Source organism: Nocardia sp. NPDC049707, assembly GCF_040674855.1.
In the GTDB taxonomy this organism is placed as follows: Bacteria; Actinomycetota; Actinomycetes; order Mycobacteriales; family Mycobacteriaceae; genus Nocardia.
This window is the reverse complement of record NZ_JBFANN010000066.1, coordinates 1-13,185: the sequence shown is the minus strand read 5'-3', so window position 1 is coordinate 13,185 and position 13,185 is coordinate 1. Positions and strand designations below refer to the sequence as shown.

At 63.2% G+C, this 13,185-nt stretch carries 12 protein-coding genes, 1 pseudogene and 1 riboswitch; of the genes and pseudogenes, 5 read left to right on the top strand and 8 right to left on the bottom strand.

Going from position 1 to position 13,185, the window contains the following annotated elements:
• Positions 1-275: 275 nt before the first annotated feature.
• A riboswitch (SAM riboswitch) is annotated at positions 276-386 on the bottom strand.
• Positions 387-429: 43 nt separating this feature from the next.
• Positions 430-1,179 carry a TetR family transcriptional regulator gene (locus AB0J29_RS34475; RefSeq protein ID WP_364794959.1) on the bottom strand — a complete coding sequence of 250 codons (750 nt, stop codon included), beginning with the start codon at positions 1,177-1,179 and terminating at the stop codon, positions 430-432.
• 135 nt (positions 1,180-1,314) lie between these two features.
• On the opposite strand from AB0J29_RS34475, the gene AB0J29_RS34470 reads away from it, so the two are divergent.
• From AB0J29_RS34470 to AB0J29_RS34460, 3 genes are all read left to right on the top strand, one after another.
• Positions 1,315-2,808 carry an MFS transporter gene (locus tag AB0J29_RS34470; protein WP_364794957.1) on the top strand — a complete coding sequence of 498 codons (1,494 nt, stop codon included), beginning with the start codon at positions 1,315-1,317 and terminating at the stop codon, positions 2,806-2,808.
• Positions 2,809-3,100: 292 nt separating this feature from the next.
• Positions 3,101-4,318, top strand: a complete 1,218-nt coding sequence (locus tag AB0J29_RS34465) for an NADP-dependent isocitrate dehydrogenase (RefSeq protein WP_364794955.1) — start codon at positions 3,101-3,103, stop codon at positions 4,316-4,318.
• A gap of 360 nt (positions 4,319-4,678) precedes the next feature.
• Positions 4,679-5,827, top strand: coding sequence for an MFS transporter (locus AB0J29_RS34460; RefSeq protein ID WP_364794984.1), 1,149 nt, complete (start codon positions 4,679-4,681; stop codon positions 5,825-5,827).
• Here the strand turns inward: AB0J29_RS34460 and AB0J29_RS34455 are convergent.
• The 4 genes from AB0J29_RS34455 to AB0J29_RS34440 all read right to left on the bottom strand — a co-directional run bounded on the left by AB0J29_RS34455 (position 5,824) and on the right by AB0J29_RS34440 (position 9,374).
• Positions 5,824-6,252 (bottom strand): nitroreductase family deazaflavin-dependent oxidoreductase, encoded by a 429-nt coding sequence (locus tag AB0J29_RS34455; protein ID WP_364794953.1) that lies wholly within the window; start codon positions 6,250-6,252, stop codon positions 5,824-5,826. The two genes, AB0J29_RS34460 and AB0J29_RS34455, sit on opposite strands and share 4 nt — an antisense overlap.
• A 58-nt stretch (positions 6,253-6,310) precedes the next feature.
• Positions 6,311-7,462, bottom strand: a complete 1,152-nt coding sequence (locus AB0J29_RS34450; RefSeq protein WP_364794952.1) for an epoxide hydrolase family protein — start codon at positions 7,460-7,462, stop codon at positions 6,311-6,313.
• A 99-nt stretch (positions 7,463-7,561) separates the two neighbouring features.
• Positions 7,562-8,458, bottom strand: coding sequence for a LysR family transcriptional regulator (locus AB0J29_RS34445; RefSeq protein ID WP_364794950.1), 897 nt, complete (start codon positions 8,456-8,458; stop codon positions 7,562-7,564).
• A gap of 67 nt (positions 8,459-8,525) precedes the next feature.
• Entirely contained in the window at positions 8,526-9,374 is an 849-nt protein-coding gene (locus tag AB0J29_RS34440) for a glycosyltransferase family 2 protein (protein WP_364794949.1), read from the bottom strand.
• A gap of 176 nt (positions 9,375-9,550) precedes the next feature.
• Between AB0J29_RS34440 and AB0J29_RS34435 the strand changes: the two are divergent.
• Positions 9,551-9,769, top strand: a pseudogene (locus AB0J29_RS34435) (acyl-CoA dehydrogenase family protein); the annotation flags it as partial.
• A gap of 6 nt (positions 9,770-9,775) precedes the next feature.
• Here the strand turns inward: AB0J29_RS34435 and AB0J29_RS34430 are convergent.
• Positions 9,776-10,636, bottom strand: coding sequence for an alpha/beta hydrolase (locus tag AB0J29_RS34430; RefSeq protein ID WP_364794947.1), 861 nt, complete (start codon positions 10,634-10,636; stop codon positions 9,776-9,778).
• A gap of 62 nt (positions 10,637-10,698) precedes the next feature.
• Here AB0J29_RS34430 and AB0J29_RS34425 point away from each other — a divergent pair, with 62 nt between their 5' ends.
• Positions 10,699-11,586: an exodeoxyribonuclease III gene (locus tag AB0J29_RS34425; RefSeq protein WP_364794945.1), complete on the top strand. Its 888-nt coding sequence runs from the start codon at positions 10,699-10,701 to the stop codon at positions 11,584-11,586.
• A gap of 79 nt (positions 11,587-11,665) precedes the next feature.
• Here AB0J29_RS34425 and AB0J29_RS34420 read toward each other — a convergent pair whose 3' ends face one another.
• Together AB0J29_RS34420 and AB0J29_RS34415 are read right to left on the bottom strand one after the other, a co-directional pair.
• A complete protein-coding gene (locus AB0J29_RS34420; RefSeq protein WP_364794944.1) occupies positions 11,666-12,373 on the bottom strand; it encodes a GIY-YIG nuclease family protein in 708 nt (235 codons plus the stop codon).
• Positions 12,374-12,547: 174 nt separating this feature from the next.
• Positions 12,548-12,856, bottom strand: coding sequence for a Scr1 family TA system antitoxin-like transcriptional regulator (locus AB0J29_RS34415; RefSeq protein ID WP_364794943.1), 309 nt, complete (start codon positions 12,854-12,856; stop codon positions 12,548-12,550).
• Positions 12,857-13,185 lie beyond the last annotated feature (329 nt).

The window sequence follows — 13,185 nt, the reverse complement described above, 5'->3', positions numbered from 1 at the left end:
GTTCGGTCACGATGTCGCTCCCGTGAAACCGCAGTGCGTCGCCGAAGCTGGGTGAATCACGAGGGAACGCACCTCCCCGATGTCAGCGATCCGGCTGAACGGGGCCGTGGTTCGGTAGATCGGGGATATGGGCGTGCCGGTGATCTGCTCACTTGCGGCGAACCGATCGATCGCGGACGCGATGGGGTCACTCATATCGTGCTCCAAAGGGTTGTTCGCCAGCAGGTCTTATCGGGGTGCAGGTGACGGACAACAACTCATCGGAAACCTCCTGAAGTGCGCGCTTGCCCTCGACCATCGAGAGCCTGGTCATCACCCGGAGCACCCCACCGCTGCTGGAGGGTTGCCGTCCAGCAAGCCGGGGCTTCGCGCTGGCACTCATGACCTGACGGACATGGTAACCGGCGGGCGGTCGGCGACTGAAATCCGTTACCCGTCTTCCGCCGGTTCGCTCGTCGGCCGTCCGGCGCATACCCGCATGAATTCGTCATAGGACGTGGTGAATGCGGTGCGGGCCTGCGCAGCGGCCGCGCCGGTGTCCTCGGCGTCGAAGATCGCGTTCTGGCACTCCATGCTGAGGTGGCCGATCAGCTGCCAGGCGCCGACAACCAGCTGGACCGGCAGCGCGTCGGGCTGGGTGCCGAGCCGCTCGGCGATCACGTGCGCGATCGCGGCGTTCTTATCGTCGGCCAGCTCCATGCTCTGCGCGCTGACCGTCGGACTGCCACGCAGGATCCGCTGCATCTGCTGGAAGCGCCGGAACGACAGCGGTCCCTCGACGGTCTCCGAGGCCCGGTCGACGATCTGTAGGAAGGCCTCGCGGAGCGATTGCAGCTCGTTGCCGGTGACCGGGAGGCCGCGCAGGCATTCGGCGATGGCGAGGCCGAAATCCTTGACCGGCCCCAGGATGATCGCTTCTTTGCTGTCGAAATACCTGTTGATCGTGCGTGGGGACACATCCGCGCGGTCCGCGATCTGTTCGACCGTCGTCGTGTCGAATCCCTGTGTGTCGCACAGGTCGAGCGCCACCTCGATGATGCGCAATCGGGTCTGCTGCTTCTTGCGTTCGCGCAATCCCATGCTCGCGGCGCCGGGCGCACTGGGCCCTGGATTCGCTGGAGCGCGCACCGCCTCCGCGGCGGTGGCGCTCGCGCCGATCGGCGTTGATGACTCGAGCATGCCCCCATGCTATCGCAATCGGGACGGCTTGTGTCTTTAACGGCCAAATGTCCGAGTGCGACATTTTTCTCTTGACGACAAATGTCTGCCGATGACAGGATGGCCGCACGACTTCGAGACGGCTAGGAGACCAAGGTGAGCGAGACTGCGACAGCGGTGGACGATGTGAAAAGACAAACGAGCTCGGCGCGCTGGTTGGCCCTGGGGGTGATCGCATTGGCCCAGCTCATGGTGGTTCTCGACGCCACCATCGTGACCATCTCGCTGCCGTTCGCCCAGCAGGATCTCGATATCAGCGACGGCAATCGACAGTGGATGCTGACCGCCTACACGCTGATCTTCGGCGGTCTGCTGCTGCTCGGCGGACGGCTGGCCGACTACCTCGGGCGGCGCCGGGTCTTCATCGTCGGCCTGGTCGGCTTCGCCGGGGCGTCCGCGGTGGCGGGTCTGGCGCAGAACGGCGCGGAGTTGTTCGCCGGACGGGCGCTGCAGGGTGCGTTCGCGGCGCTACTCGCGCCCGCGGCGCTGTCCCTGCTCTCGGTGACCTTCACCGAGGCCAAGGATCGTGCGACCGCCTTCGGCGTCTTCGCCGGTATCTCCGCGGGTGGTGCGGCACTCGGACTGATCGCGGGTGGTGCGCTGACCGAATACGCCTCCTGGCGTTGGTGCCTGCTGGTGAACACCCCGATCGCCCTGCTCACGCTGCTCGGCGCGCTGGCCTTCGTGGTGCGCGATGTACCGACCCCGCGCACCGGCGGCTATGACGTGCCCGGTGCGGTCACCGTGACGCTCGGTCTGATCGCCATCGTGTACGGATTCAGCCGCGCCGCCGAGGACGGCTGGGTGGCCGGCAGCACCCTCGGGCTGCTCGTCATCGGCGTTGCCCTGCTGATCGCCTTTGTCGGTATCGAGCGTCGCTCGTCGAATCCGCTGCTGCCGCTGCATATTCCGGGTGAGATCAACCGCGGTGGCGCCTTCCTGGCCGCGCTGCTGGTCCCGATCGCGATGTTCGCGATGTTCCTGTTCCTGAGCTACTACTTCCAGATCACCCTCGGCTACTCCGCGCTGAAGGCTGGCGTCGCCTTCCTGCCGTTCCCGGTGGGCATCGCGATCTCCGCCGGTGTCACCAGCGCGCTGCTGCCCAAGCTGGGCCCGCGGCCGCTGATGGTGGCCGGCGCCGTGCTCGGTGTGCTCGGTCTGGTGTGGCTGGCGCAACTGAGCTTCGGGGACAGCTACGCCGCCGATGTGTTGCCCGCGCAGTTGCTGATCGCGTTCGGTATGGGCCCGCTGTTCGTCGGGATGCAGACCGTCGCACTGCATCAGGTCGAGGCGGAGGACTCGGGTGTGGCCAGTGCGCTGCTGAATGCGGCGCAGCAGGTCGGTGGCGCGGTCGGCACCGCACTGCTCACCACCATCTCGGTGCAGACGGCCAAGACCTTCGCACAGGACAATCCGACGCTCGACAATCTGCTGGCCCGTGCCTCGATCCACAGCTACGACGTGGCGTTCTATGTGGGTGCCGGCTTCTTCCTCGCGGCAATTCCGGTGATCGCATTGATGATTCGAGACAAGCCGGAAAATCTGATCGAGGGATCCGAGGAGGGTGCGCGGATTCCGGTCGCGGTCTGATCATGAAATAGCTGGTCCGGGTGTCCAACGGGATGCCCGGACATTGCTATTTCTGAGGTGGTGCACGTCACTGCCGACCTACTTGTCGGTAACAATTTCGAGCGGCTTCAGATGGGGGGCTGCCCGCGCGGTGTGGTCAACGGAAGCAGTACGCTTGTCTTGTTTGCACCACACGTCTCGCGGACAACGCGGGACGTATATACGTTGTCTGTTGGAACAGCTGGGGTCCGCTCACAAGCGTGTTCGCCTGGCCGTGCAATGAGGGCACCATCCTAGGAGGACACGAAGATCCATGTCCAAGATCAAGGTTGAAGGCACTATCGTCGAACTCGACGGCGACGAGATGACCCGGATCATCTGGCAGTTCATCAAGGACAAGCTGATCCACCCGTATCTCGATGTGAACCTCGAGTACTACGACCTCGGCATCGAATCTCGGGACAAGACAGACGACCAGATCACGATCGATGCGGCGAACGCGATCAAGGAACACGGTGTCGGCGTCAAATGCGCCACGATCACCCCGGATGAGGCCAGAGTCGAGGAATTCGGCCTGAAGAAGATGTGGCGCTCGCCCAACGGCACCATCCGCAACATCCTCGGCGGAACCATCTTCCGCGCGCCGATCATCATCTCGAATGTGCCGCGTCTGGTCCCCGGCTGGACCAAGCCCATCATCATCGGCCGTCACGCGTTCGGCGATCAGTACCGCGCCACCGACTTCAAGGTGTTCCAGGGCGGCACCGTCACCCTCACCTTCACCCCCGACGACGGCAGCGAGCCGATCGTGCACGAGGTCGTGAAGATGCCCGAGGACGGCGGCGTCGTGATGGGTATGTACAACTTCAAGAAGTCCATCGAGGACTTCGCGCGGGCCTCGTTGAACTATGGTCTGCAGCAGAACTACCCGGTCTACATGTCGACCAAGAACACCATCCTGAAGGCCTACGACGGCATGTTCAAGGACACCTTCCAGGAGGTGTTCGACGCCGAGTTCAAGACCCAGTTCGACGCGGCGGGCCTCACCTACGAGCATCGCCTGATCGACGATATGGTCGCCTCCTCCATGAAGTGGGAGGGCGGTTACGTCTGGGCCTGCAAGAACTACGATGGCGATGTGCAGTCCGACACCGTGGCCCAGGGCTTCGGCTCGCTCGGCCTTATGACCTCGGTGCTGCTCACCCCGGACGGCAGGACCTGTGAGGCCGAGGCCGCGCACGGCACCGTCACCCGGCACTACCGCCAGCACCAGCAGGGCAAGCCGACTTCGACCAACCCGATCGCGTCGATCTTCGCCTGGACCCGCGGCATCGAGCATCGCGGCAAGCTGGACAACACCCCCGAGGTGATCGGCTTCGCGCAGACACTCGAGGATGTCGTCATCAAGACCGTCGAGGGCGGCCAGATGACCAAGGATCTGGCGCTGCTCGTCGGCGGCGATCAGGGCTATCTGACCACCGAGGAGTTCCTCGGTGCGCTCGACGCCAACCTGGCCCGCGCCCTGCGCTGATCTTCCCCGCCGCTCCGCGCCTTTCGCCGGTCCTGACTGCCACTGAGGTGTCGTCGCGGGCCGGCGGAAGAGCGCGGGGTCGGCTGCTGGGCGTACCCGGTGAGTTACCCATGTGCTCACGAAACCAGTTGTTGCTTGCGCGATGTTGGTGATCAGCGCCAGGCGCCACATACGGGCACCCGCACCACTCGGTGGTATGGGTGCCCGCTCTGTTTCACGAGGTTTCTCCACGCTGACGTGGGGGAACTCACGATTGCCCGGGAAGCGGAAGGCGTCGCCGGGCGGTTACATGAGTACGTGACCAGTACCGTTGCCGCGCAGACCCCAGTACCCACCGAGGCCGAGCGGACGGACTGGCATATTCCGGCGATGCTCGCGCTGGCACTCGGTGGATTCGGAATCGGCACAACCGAATTCGTCACCATGGGTTTGCTGCCCGATATCGCGAGTGCCATGCACGTATCCGAGCCGACGGCCGGTCATGCCGTATCGGCATATGCGCTCGGCGTCGTCGTCGGCGCGCCGCTGATCGCCGCACTTGCCGCGCGGGTGCCGCGCAAACGTCTGCTCGTCGCGCTGATGGTGGCGTTCACCATCGGAAACGTGGCGACGGTTATCGCGCCCACGTTCGAAACGTTGGTCATCGCGCGGTTCGTTTCGGGCCTGCCGCACGGCGCGTACTTCGGTGTCGCCTCGCTGGCCGCCGCCACATTGGCACCTAGAGGCCAGCGCGCCAAGGCGGTTGCGGCGGTTATGCTGGGATTGAGCGCCGCCAATGTTGTCGGCGTTCCCAGTGCGACTTGGCTGGGCCAGCATTTCGGCTGGCGTGATGCCTTCGTTGTGGTCGCGGTGATCGGTGTCGCCACCGTCGCGGCCCTGATCCGCTTCGTTCCGGAGCTGCACGGCATCCGGATCACCAACCCGATGACCGAACTCGGCGCACTGCGTCGCTCGCAGGTGCTGCTCACCCTGCTCGTCGGCGCGATCGGCTTCGGCGGCATGTTCGCCGTCTACACCTACATCACCACCACGTTGACCGATGTAGCCGGGCTGGAATTCGGTCTGGTGCCGTTCGTCCTCATGCTCTTCGGGCTCGGGATGGTCGCGGGCAACATCGCCGGCGGGATACTGGCCGACCGCGGCGTCGACCGAGCGATCTCTGTCTCGATGATTGCCATGGTCGTCATACTCGCGGGATTCGTTGCCGCCGCGCACAATCCGTATACGGCGGCCATCGGCGCCTTCTTCATCGGCGCGTCGGGTGCGGCGCTCGCGCCCGGACTGCAAACCCGGCTGATGGATGTCGCTGCCGACGCCCAGACCCTCGCCGCGGCGCTCAATCATGCGGCCCTCAATCTCGCCAATGCGGCGGGCGCGTGGTTGGGCGGTCTCGTCATCGCCGCGGGTCTGGGTTACACCGCGCCCGCGACCGTCGGTGCGGGACTGGCCGTGCTGGGTGTTGTGCTGTTCATGGTGACCGTCTGGACCGGTCGTCGGTCAGGGGCTTAGCTGCTGGATTCTCCGGAGCTGGGTGTCAGCGCGACGACCGGAATCACCCGATCCGTCTTGGTCTGGTATTCGGCGAAGCCCGGCATGGCCGCCACCATCACCGCAAAGAGTCGGTCGCGTTCCGGACCTCCGGTGATAGGGGTGGCCGTCGCCTCGATGGTCTCGGTGCCGACCTCCAGCGTGACCCTCGGATCGGCCAGCAGGTTGTGATACCAGGCCGGGTTCTCGGGTGCGCCGCCCTTGGACGCGATGATCACGAACCGGTTGCCGTCGCGGATATAGGCCGTCGGATTCGTCCGCGGTAGGCCGGTTTTCGCGCCGGTCGTGGTGAGCAGCAGGAGATCCTTGCCCTCGAACGGGCCGCCGACCTTGCCCGCATTCGCTCGGAACTCCGCGATGATCTGCTGATTCCAATCGTTGGCCATCTGCACTCCTCGGATCGAGAAATCGGGTCGAGGTAATCGTCGCTGATGGGCAACCCGATCAGATCACCTTTCTGAAGAATCCGCGCAGGTCGGCGAGTAGCAGGTCGGGAGCTTCGTGGGCGGGCCAATGCCCGCCGCTGTCGTATTCGTGCCATTGCACGAGGTTGCGATGATCGCGTTCGGCGAATTTGCGCGGCAGTTTGAAGTCGAATCCGAACGAGGCCAATCCGATCGGCACCGTGGTCGGCTCGGTCGCCGTCGGCGAGCGATGGTGCTCGAAAAAGAACCGGGCCGCGGGCGCCGAGGTGTTGGTGAACCAGTAGATCGCCACATTGGTGAGCAACTCATCGGTGCTCAGCGCGTTCACCAGCGCTTGGCCGCTCCAGGCGAGCTGGCCGACGGGAGAATCCGACAGTGCGTGGCCGAGGGTCTGCGGCTGCGCTTGCTGGGCGGCGTTGTGAATGGCGTGGGCGCGGAACTTCTGCCCGAAGTACACCAGAATCAGCTCGTATTCGCTGAGCCCGTCCAGCTCGCCCGGTTCACGCCTCGGGAAGGAATAGATCTGGGTGACGTGCACGCCGACGACCCGGTCCGGGGCGAGCCGGCCGAGCTCCGGTGCGACGATGGCGCCGCAGTCGTTGCCGTGCACAGCGTAACGGTCGTAGCCGAGGCGCTGCATCAGCTCGTCGAATGCCGCTGCCATGCGCCTCGGGCCCCATCCGGCGGTGTGCGTCGGTCCCGAGAAGGCGAAGCCGGGATAGGACGGGATCACCACATGGAAGGCGTCGCTCGGATCGCCGCCGTGTGCGCGTGGGTCGGTCAATTCACCTACCAGGCCCAGGAATTCCGTGAACGAACTCGGCCAGCCATGTGCGAGCAGCAGTGGTATCGCGTCGGGTTCGGGAGAGGTGACATGCACGAAATGGATGGTTTGCCCGTTGATCTCGGTCGTGTATTGCGGAAATGCGTTGAGCCGCCGCTCTTGTGCGCGCCAGTCGAATGTGTCGCGCCAGTATTCGTGCAGGCGCCGGACGAACGACAGCGGAACGCCGTACTCCCAGCCGGGCCGAACCGGCACTCCTGGGTACACCCGGCCCGCGATCTTCCGAGCGGGCAGTTCCTGTACGTGCCGGGTGTGCGTCAGGCGATATGCGAGGTCGTCCAAGTCGGTCTGCGGGATCGCGATTCGGAAAGGTTTGATCTCGGACACCGCCTCAGCCTGCGAGAGCCGCGCGGCTGGAACAACGCCGAATCCGACTGTCTTTCGATCACTTTCGCTTATCGGCCACGCCGCCGACCGCCGCGACGGTCAGCTCTGCACCAACGGCCCCAACTCACGAACAATGCTCGCCAAGGCCTGAATCTGCTGGGTTTCGCCGTCACTACGCCAGACAAGCGCCCACCGGACCAGGTGCGAATCGCTGATCGGCACGTAGCGAATGCCGGGGCGGTTGTAGTAGCGGGCGACATGGCTCATGGCCATGGTGAAGGCTCGGCGGGTGCTGGCGACCGTAAGGATGTCCTCCACCGTCGAGACGGTGGAAATGCGTTCGATGGGGCGGCCACGAGGTGTGTAGAAGGGGCTGATGGCGTCTTCCCAGTAGTCGGGCATCGGTTTGCTCGGTGCCAGCACCCCGCGATCGCCGAAAACCTCCAGGGATAACTGCTTTTCGCCCGCGAGCTCGTGGTCGTCGCCCACAATGGCCACCATCGGTTCGGTCGAGATGATCGGCCCGACAGTCAAATCGGGCTCCTCCACCGGTAACCATGCGATGACGATGTCGGCCTCGCCGCGTCGCAACGGGTCGAACTGTTCGATGAACTCGATACTCCGAATCTGTAGTTCCCACTCTGGGTGCCGGGTTCGGAAGAGTTCCCAAAACGGCCGGTAGTCATACGAATTGAAGCCGATCATCGCGATGCGAAGGATCCGGGCCGCCCCCTGTGCGGTAGCGCGAGCGTTCTCGATCGCCTGGGTCAGATCGTGATAGGCCGGGCTCAGGTCGGTGAGCAGCTGGTCGCCCAGCGCTGTGAGCTGGATATTGCGTGGATTGCTACGGTCGATGAGACGTCCGCCGATGCGACGTTCCTGATTCTTGATCGACTGGCTGATCCGGGCTTGCGAAAGATACATCCGTTCCGCGGTCCGCCCGAAGTGCAATTCTTCGGCCAGCGCCAGAAAGATTTCGATATCTCTCAGTTCCATCGTGGTGCTCCTGATTGGGTTACGCCACCCAATCAGATCACTTTTCGACGGAACACGCTCATCTTGGTCAGTCGCCCACGGCGGATATCCGGGCGGCATGGGGACGGGCAGTGAAGCGTCGTCGTTCGAAGTCCCAGTAGCGGTAGATCGGCCATTGCACCGTGTGCGCGAGCCATGCGCCGATGATGAAGGCGCGATGGTTGCCCCGCACTTGGAATCCTTGATCTGTCATGGTGCGCAGCCCGGTCATTTGGAAGTGCCACCACTGACGGGGGCTGGTTCGGCGGCGCCGCGCCGAGGTTTGGGTACGCATATTCGTCAGCTGATCGATCGGGAGACCACGTTTGGTCAGGCACAGCGCCAGATCCAGATCTTCGACCACGTCTACGCGGACTGCGGTGTCTTCTCGTACCGCCAGCCAGGCCGTGCGCCGGATGGCCATATTCGCACCTTGCAGATTGCCGACCCGACCGCCGAACTTGCCGCGCCGATGCTGTAGGTAGATGCCGAATTTCAAGAGGAAGCCGACCGGTGAGTCGTGGTAGGCGGTGATGCCGGTGAGTGCGGCCGTATCGGGGCGTGCGATGAAGTGGCCTCTGATGACCTCGCCCCAGTTCGGATCGACCAGCGTATCGGCGTCGGTCCTGGCGATGAAATCGCCACGCGCCTTGTCGAATCCGAGGTTGCGGGCGGCGGCCACGCCGCGCTGCGGTTCATCGATGACTTCGACCTTCGGGTGGGCGAGCGCATAGGCGCTCACGATTCGGCGCGTATCGTCCTCGCTACCGTTGTCGACGACGATGATTTCGCTTATCGCATCCTGAGTGACCAGACGATCCAGGGTCCGGACAATGGTTGTCGCTTCGTTCAGCGCCGGAATGACGACCGATAGCACGGCTGGTTGCTGGCTGGACACGACAGACTCCTCGGTGTGTTTGCGATGTGCTGCTTCAGCCTCTGCAAGGTCGCTACCGGGAACAACGCCGAATCCGACTGCACTTGATCACTTTTGCTTATAGGTCGCTGCGCTGGCCCTGGTCGCAGCCGAGGAACTCGCGCGCTACGGCGTCCGGGTCGATGCCATGCGGCATGGCGGGCAAGCCGCCGACCCTCGCCGAAGCCTCGGCCATGAAGCTCTTCGCCGCCGAGGCACGGAGGTAGCCAGGGAGGCGGTCCAACTCTTCGGCGGCAACGGTTATATGACCGAATACCGAGTGGAACAGCTCGCCCGCGACCCAAATCCCTCACGATCTACGCGGGCGGCAATGAAATCCAAGTCACCCACTAGCCAAGGGCCTGCTCGCCAGGTAGCGACGGTCAGACCGCGCGCAAATGGGTGCGGCTGGCGTAGATGTGTTCGGCGATCAGGGTCGCGATGCGGTCCGGGGCTTCGAGCATGGGGACGTGCCCGACGCCGTTGACGAGGATGCGGTCGGCGGAGTCGGGCAATTCCTGCAGGAAGCGGCGGGCATATATGCGGTTGGGGAGCACCCGGTCGTATTCGGCCATCAGCAGGCGCACCGGGGTCGGGAGGTTCGACAGGTCTTGCAGAGCGGGGGCGCGCAGGGTGCGCAGGATCATCGGGAGCATGGCATCGCAGTGCAGTGCGGCGGTGAGCACGGCGGTGATGTCGCGGCGCGAGACGGCAGCGGCGTTCTTGCTGAGCAGCAGAAGCGCGAAGCGTTGCGCGATCGGATTGTTGATCGCGAACCCGCCGAGCCGCTTACCGATTTCGACGATCGGCACCAGCGACAGGAACTTCGCGCCGACACGCAACTGGGTGAGCGAGGGCGACTGCCAACCGCCCGCCGGCGCGATCGCGGTCAGGGTGCGGGCCCGGCCGCGGCGGGCCAATTCGAAGCCGACCCAGCCGCCGAGCGAATTGCCCGCGATGTGGCAGGTGCGCCAACCGAGTTCATCGAGTTGATCCTCGATCCGGTCGGTCAGGGTATCGACATCGGTGGACCAGCCGTTGATCGGGTCTCCACCCCAGTGCCCGGCAAAGGCCGGGGCGAACACCTCGCAATGCGCGGAAAGCCGCAGCGCAACCTGTTCCCAGCAGTGCGGCGAGAGCATGAACCCGTGCAGGAGCAGGACCGGATCACCGGAACCGATATGCAGCGCCTTGATCGGCGCGAGCGGGGTAGTGGAATTGGTGGTGCCTGACTTCATCGTCATGACCCCTTCCTGGACGGCGATGTCCGGGGGAATTCATCTGACCAGCATTGTACGGTCGATAGGTGGCTTATATCATCTCGTCGATCAATGTGAACGGCGTCCGTGCGGCGACGGGCAAGACCGGCAGGGGGATGCTCGAGTGGCTGGCGGCCACCGAGGCCGACATCATCTGTCTCCAGGAGACCCGGGCAACCGATGCACAGACCCGCGCCGCGCTCGCGCCTGCACTGGACGCGGGCTGGTATCTGACACATGCGGAGCCGGGAGCAAAGGGGCGGGCCGGGGTCGGCATCCTGTCCCGGCGCGAACCCCGTGCCGTGCGCATCGGACTCGGCCGCTGGCAGGACGGAACCTGGCAGCCCAGCGCCGAATTCGCCGCTACCGGGCGCTATGTCGAGGCCGAATTCGATGAGTTGACCGTGGCCAGCGTGTATGTGCACACCGGCGAGGCGGATACGCCGATGCAGGACGAGAAGTACCGGTTCCTCGACGAGATCGGCGCCCATCTGCGGGCCCAGACCACCGATTTCGTGATCTGCGGCGACTGGAATATCGCGCATACCGAACTCGATATCAAGAACTGGAAAGGCAACCTGAAGAACTCCGGCTTCCTGCCACCGGAGCGGGCTTGGATCGATGGCATGCTCGCCGCCGGATACGTGGATGTGGTACGCAGCCTGCATCCCGATGTCGCGGGCCCGTACAGCTGGTGGTCCTACCGGGGCCGCGCCTACGACAACGACGCGGGCTGGCGCATCGACACGGTTTACACAACACAGGGTATCGCATCCCGCGCTGTCTCGGCGCGGGTGGAGCGTGCCGAGACGTATGCGTTGCGCTGGTCTGACCATGCCCCGGTCACTGTGGAGTTTGCGGACAAGGTGTCTGAACCGCTGGTGAGTAGCAATCCTACGAGCATGAGCGACTGTGTGACCGTAGCCAGCGGCTAGTCCAACCTTTCATGTCGGATACCTTGTTACTTTGCGGCGTCTTCTCGCAGCAGGTCGCCAGGCGTCAACGATGCTGTCCCTATATGCGGGTTGGGGAGAAGGGCAATTCCTGTCTGGGCTCAAAGGAATTGGCCCATTCATAAGCCTCAGGAGTGAATAGACCGAAGCAATGCATAAGGCTATTCGTATCAAGATTGAGAAACTTCAGGGCATTGGCCTCTGGGGCGAAGCTAGGGCTAAAATAAGGTATGTAGTCGTAAGGAGCGCCTCCGTCGTCGATGAAGTCCAAATCCGTACGTTCTATTGCGATTGACGAGCCGCCTAAGCTGGACTGATATGCCTCTTCAAGATAAACGATGTCAGAAAATTGGACAATCGACAAACCTACTAAATCGCGACGCAGCCACCTCCGGCAACGCGCTTCGAACTGGGCTAGAATATCGACTCTAACTGAATTCTCGCTACGCGAAGCAGGTGATGTCAGTGCCAACTCCTGCAAAGCGATTATTGCTTCCTTGGGGGTAATCCAGAAGAATTCTCTTCTATCGCGGATGCGCTGGCTCGCGAACCGTTCGTGTAGCTGTGCCTCGACAGACTTGCAATCTGTCACCAATTCATCGTAAACGACAATAAATTCTGTCGGAATTCCTGTATGTTGAGATAGTTTGCTAGCCCTAACTTCGGCAAGGTCTTTGGTGAGGCCAATTTTAATCATATTGCTAAAAGAAGGGTTGATCAAGATGTACACGAACCCGGCCTTCTCGGCGGCTGTTTCGGCCTCGCTCATCGTCTCTAGATCCATTCTGGTGTGGCTGCTGGGTGAAGTACCCTCCTACTATCTCATAGACCACTGACAAGTGTGTCGACCCTCATTTAAACCAAACTGCCACGGCGAGGAGTTCGATACGCTTTGGCTGGATCTCAGCTACTCGAAAAATTGAGAGTACACGTGCACTATGCGTTAATGAGTACGGATTTGCATTGCTCTACGGATAAGCGCCCGGGCAGCATCCCTGGTCGCGGACTGTCCGGCAAGCATATCGAACGCCCGGCCGTACTGAGCTATCTCCCGTGGTTGGGTAACCCTGAGCTTCGCGGTAGAACCTTCTTCGGTCACCAACCGGTTGTCGTACATGACGAAGTTGTTGAATAGCACTCGTGCCTCTGTCGTGAGTGGGATTATCCCGAACGTGACTCGTGGAAGGCTTCCCGCCGACCTACTCGGATTCGAAGATGCCGCCCGGAAGGGCAGAGATGAGCTCAAGCGCACGCGGGCAGGGGTATCGCCCCCTGGGGTACTACACAGATTCCTACGACCAGGCGAACCCTTGTTTCTCACTCGGATTCGCACACACCCAGCGGCGCACCGGACTCAGCTCCGGGAACGCAGTCCACGCGGCAACTCAAGCCCAGATACCCAGTGCCGCAACCCAAGTGCCCCACACGCACCCCTGCGCCCGGTACCCCAGTGCCTACCCGCTACCCCCCCATAGAAGGGGTCACCTGAATCGCCCCGGCTTTGGTGCACACCGTTTTATCTGTCACCGGCTGGTTGCTCGGCGCGGTGTGCATAGTAGTCGGCTTCATACTCGGCTGGTG

Coding starts and splice junctions, on each gene's coding strand:
- AB0J29_RS34475 (WP_364794959.1), bottom strand. CDS start 1,179: ATGCTCGAGTCATCAACGCCGATCGGCGCGAGCGCCACCGCCGCGGAG.
- AB0J29_RS34420 (WP_364794944.1), bottom strand. CDS start 12,373: ATGAGCGAGGCCGAAACAGCCGCCGAGAAGGCCGGGTTCGTGTACATC.
- AB0J29_RS34455 (WP_364794953.1), bottom strand. CDS start 6,252: ATGGCCAACGATTGGAATCAGCAGATCATCGCGGAGTTCCGAGCGAAT.
- AB0J29_RS34445 (WP_364794950.1), bottom strand. CDS start 8,458: ATGGAACTGAGAGATATCGAAATCTTTCTGGCGCTGGCCGAAGAATTG.
- AB0J29_RS34430 (WP_364794947.1), bottom strand. CDS start 10,636: ATGACGATGAAGTCAGGCACCACCAATTCCACTACCCCGCTCGCGCCG.
- AB0J29_RS34465 (WP_364794955.1), top strand. CDS start 3,101: ATGTCCAAGATCAAGGTTGAAGGCACTATCGTCGAACTCGACGGCGAC.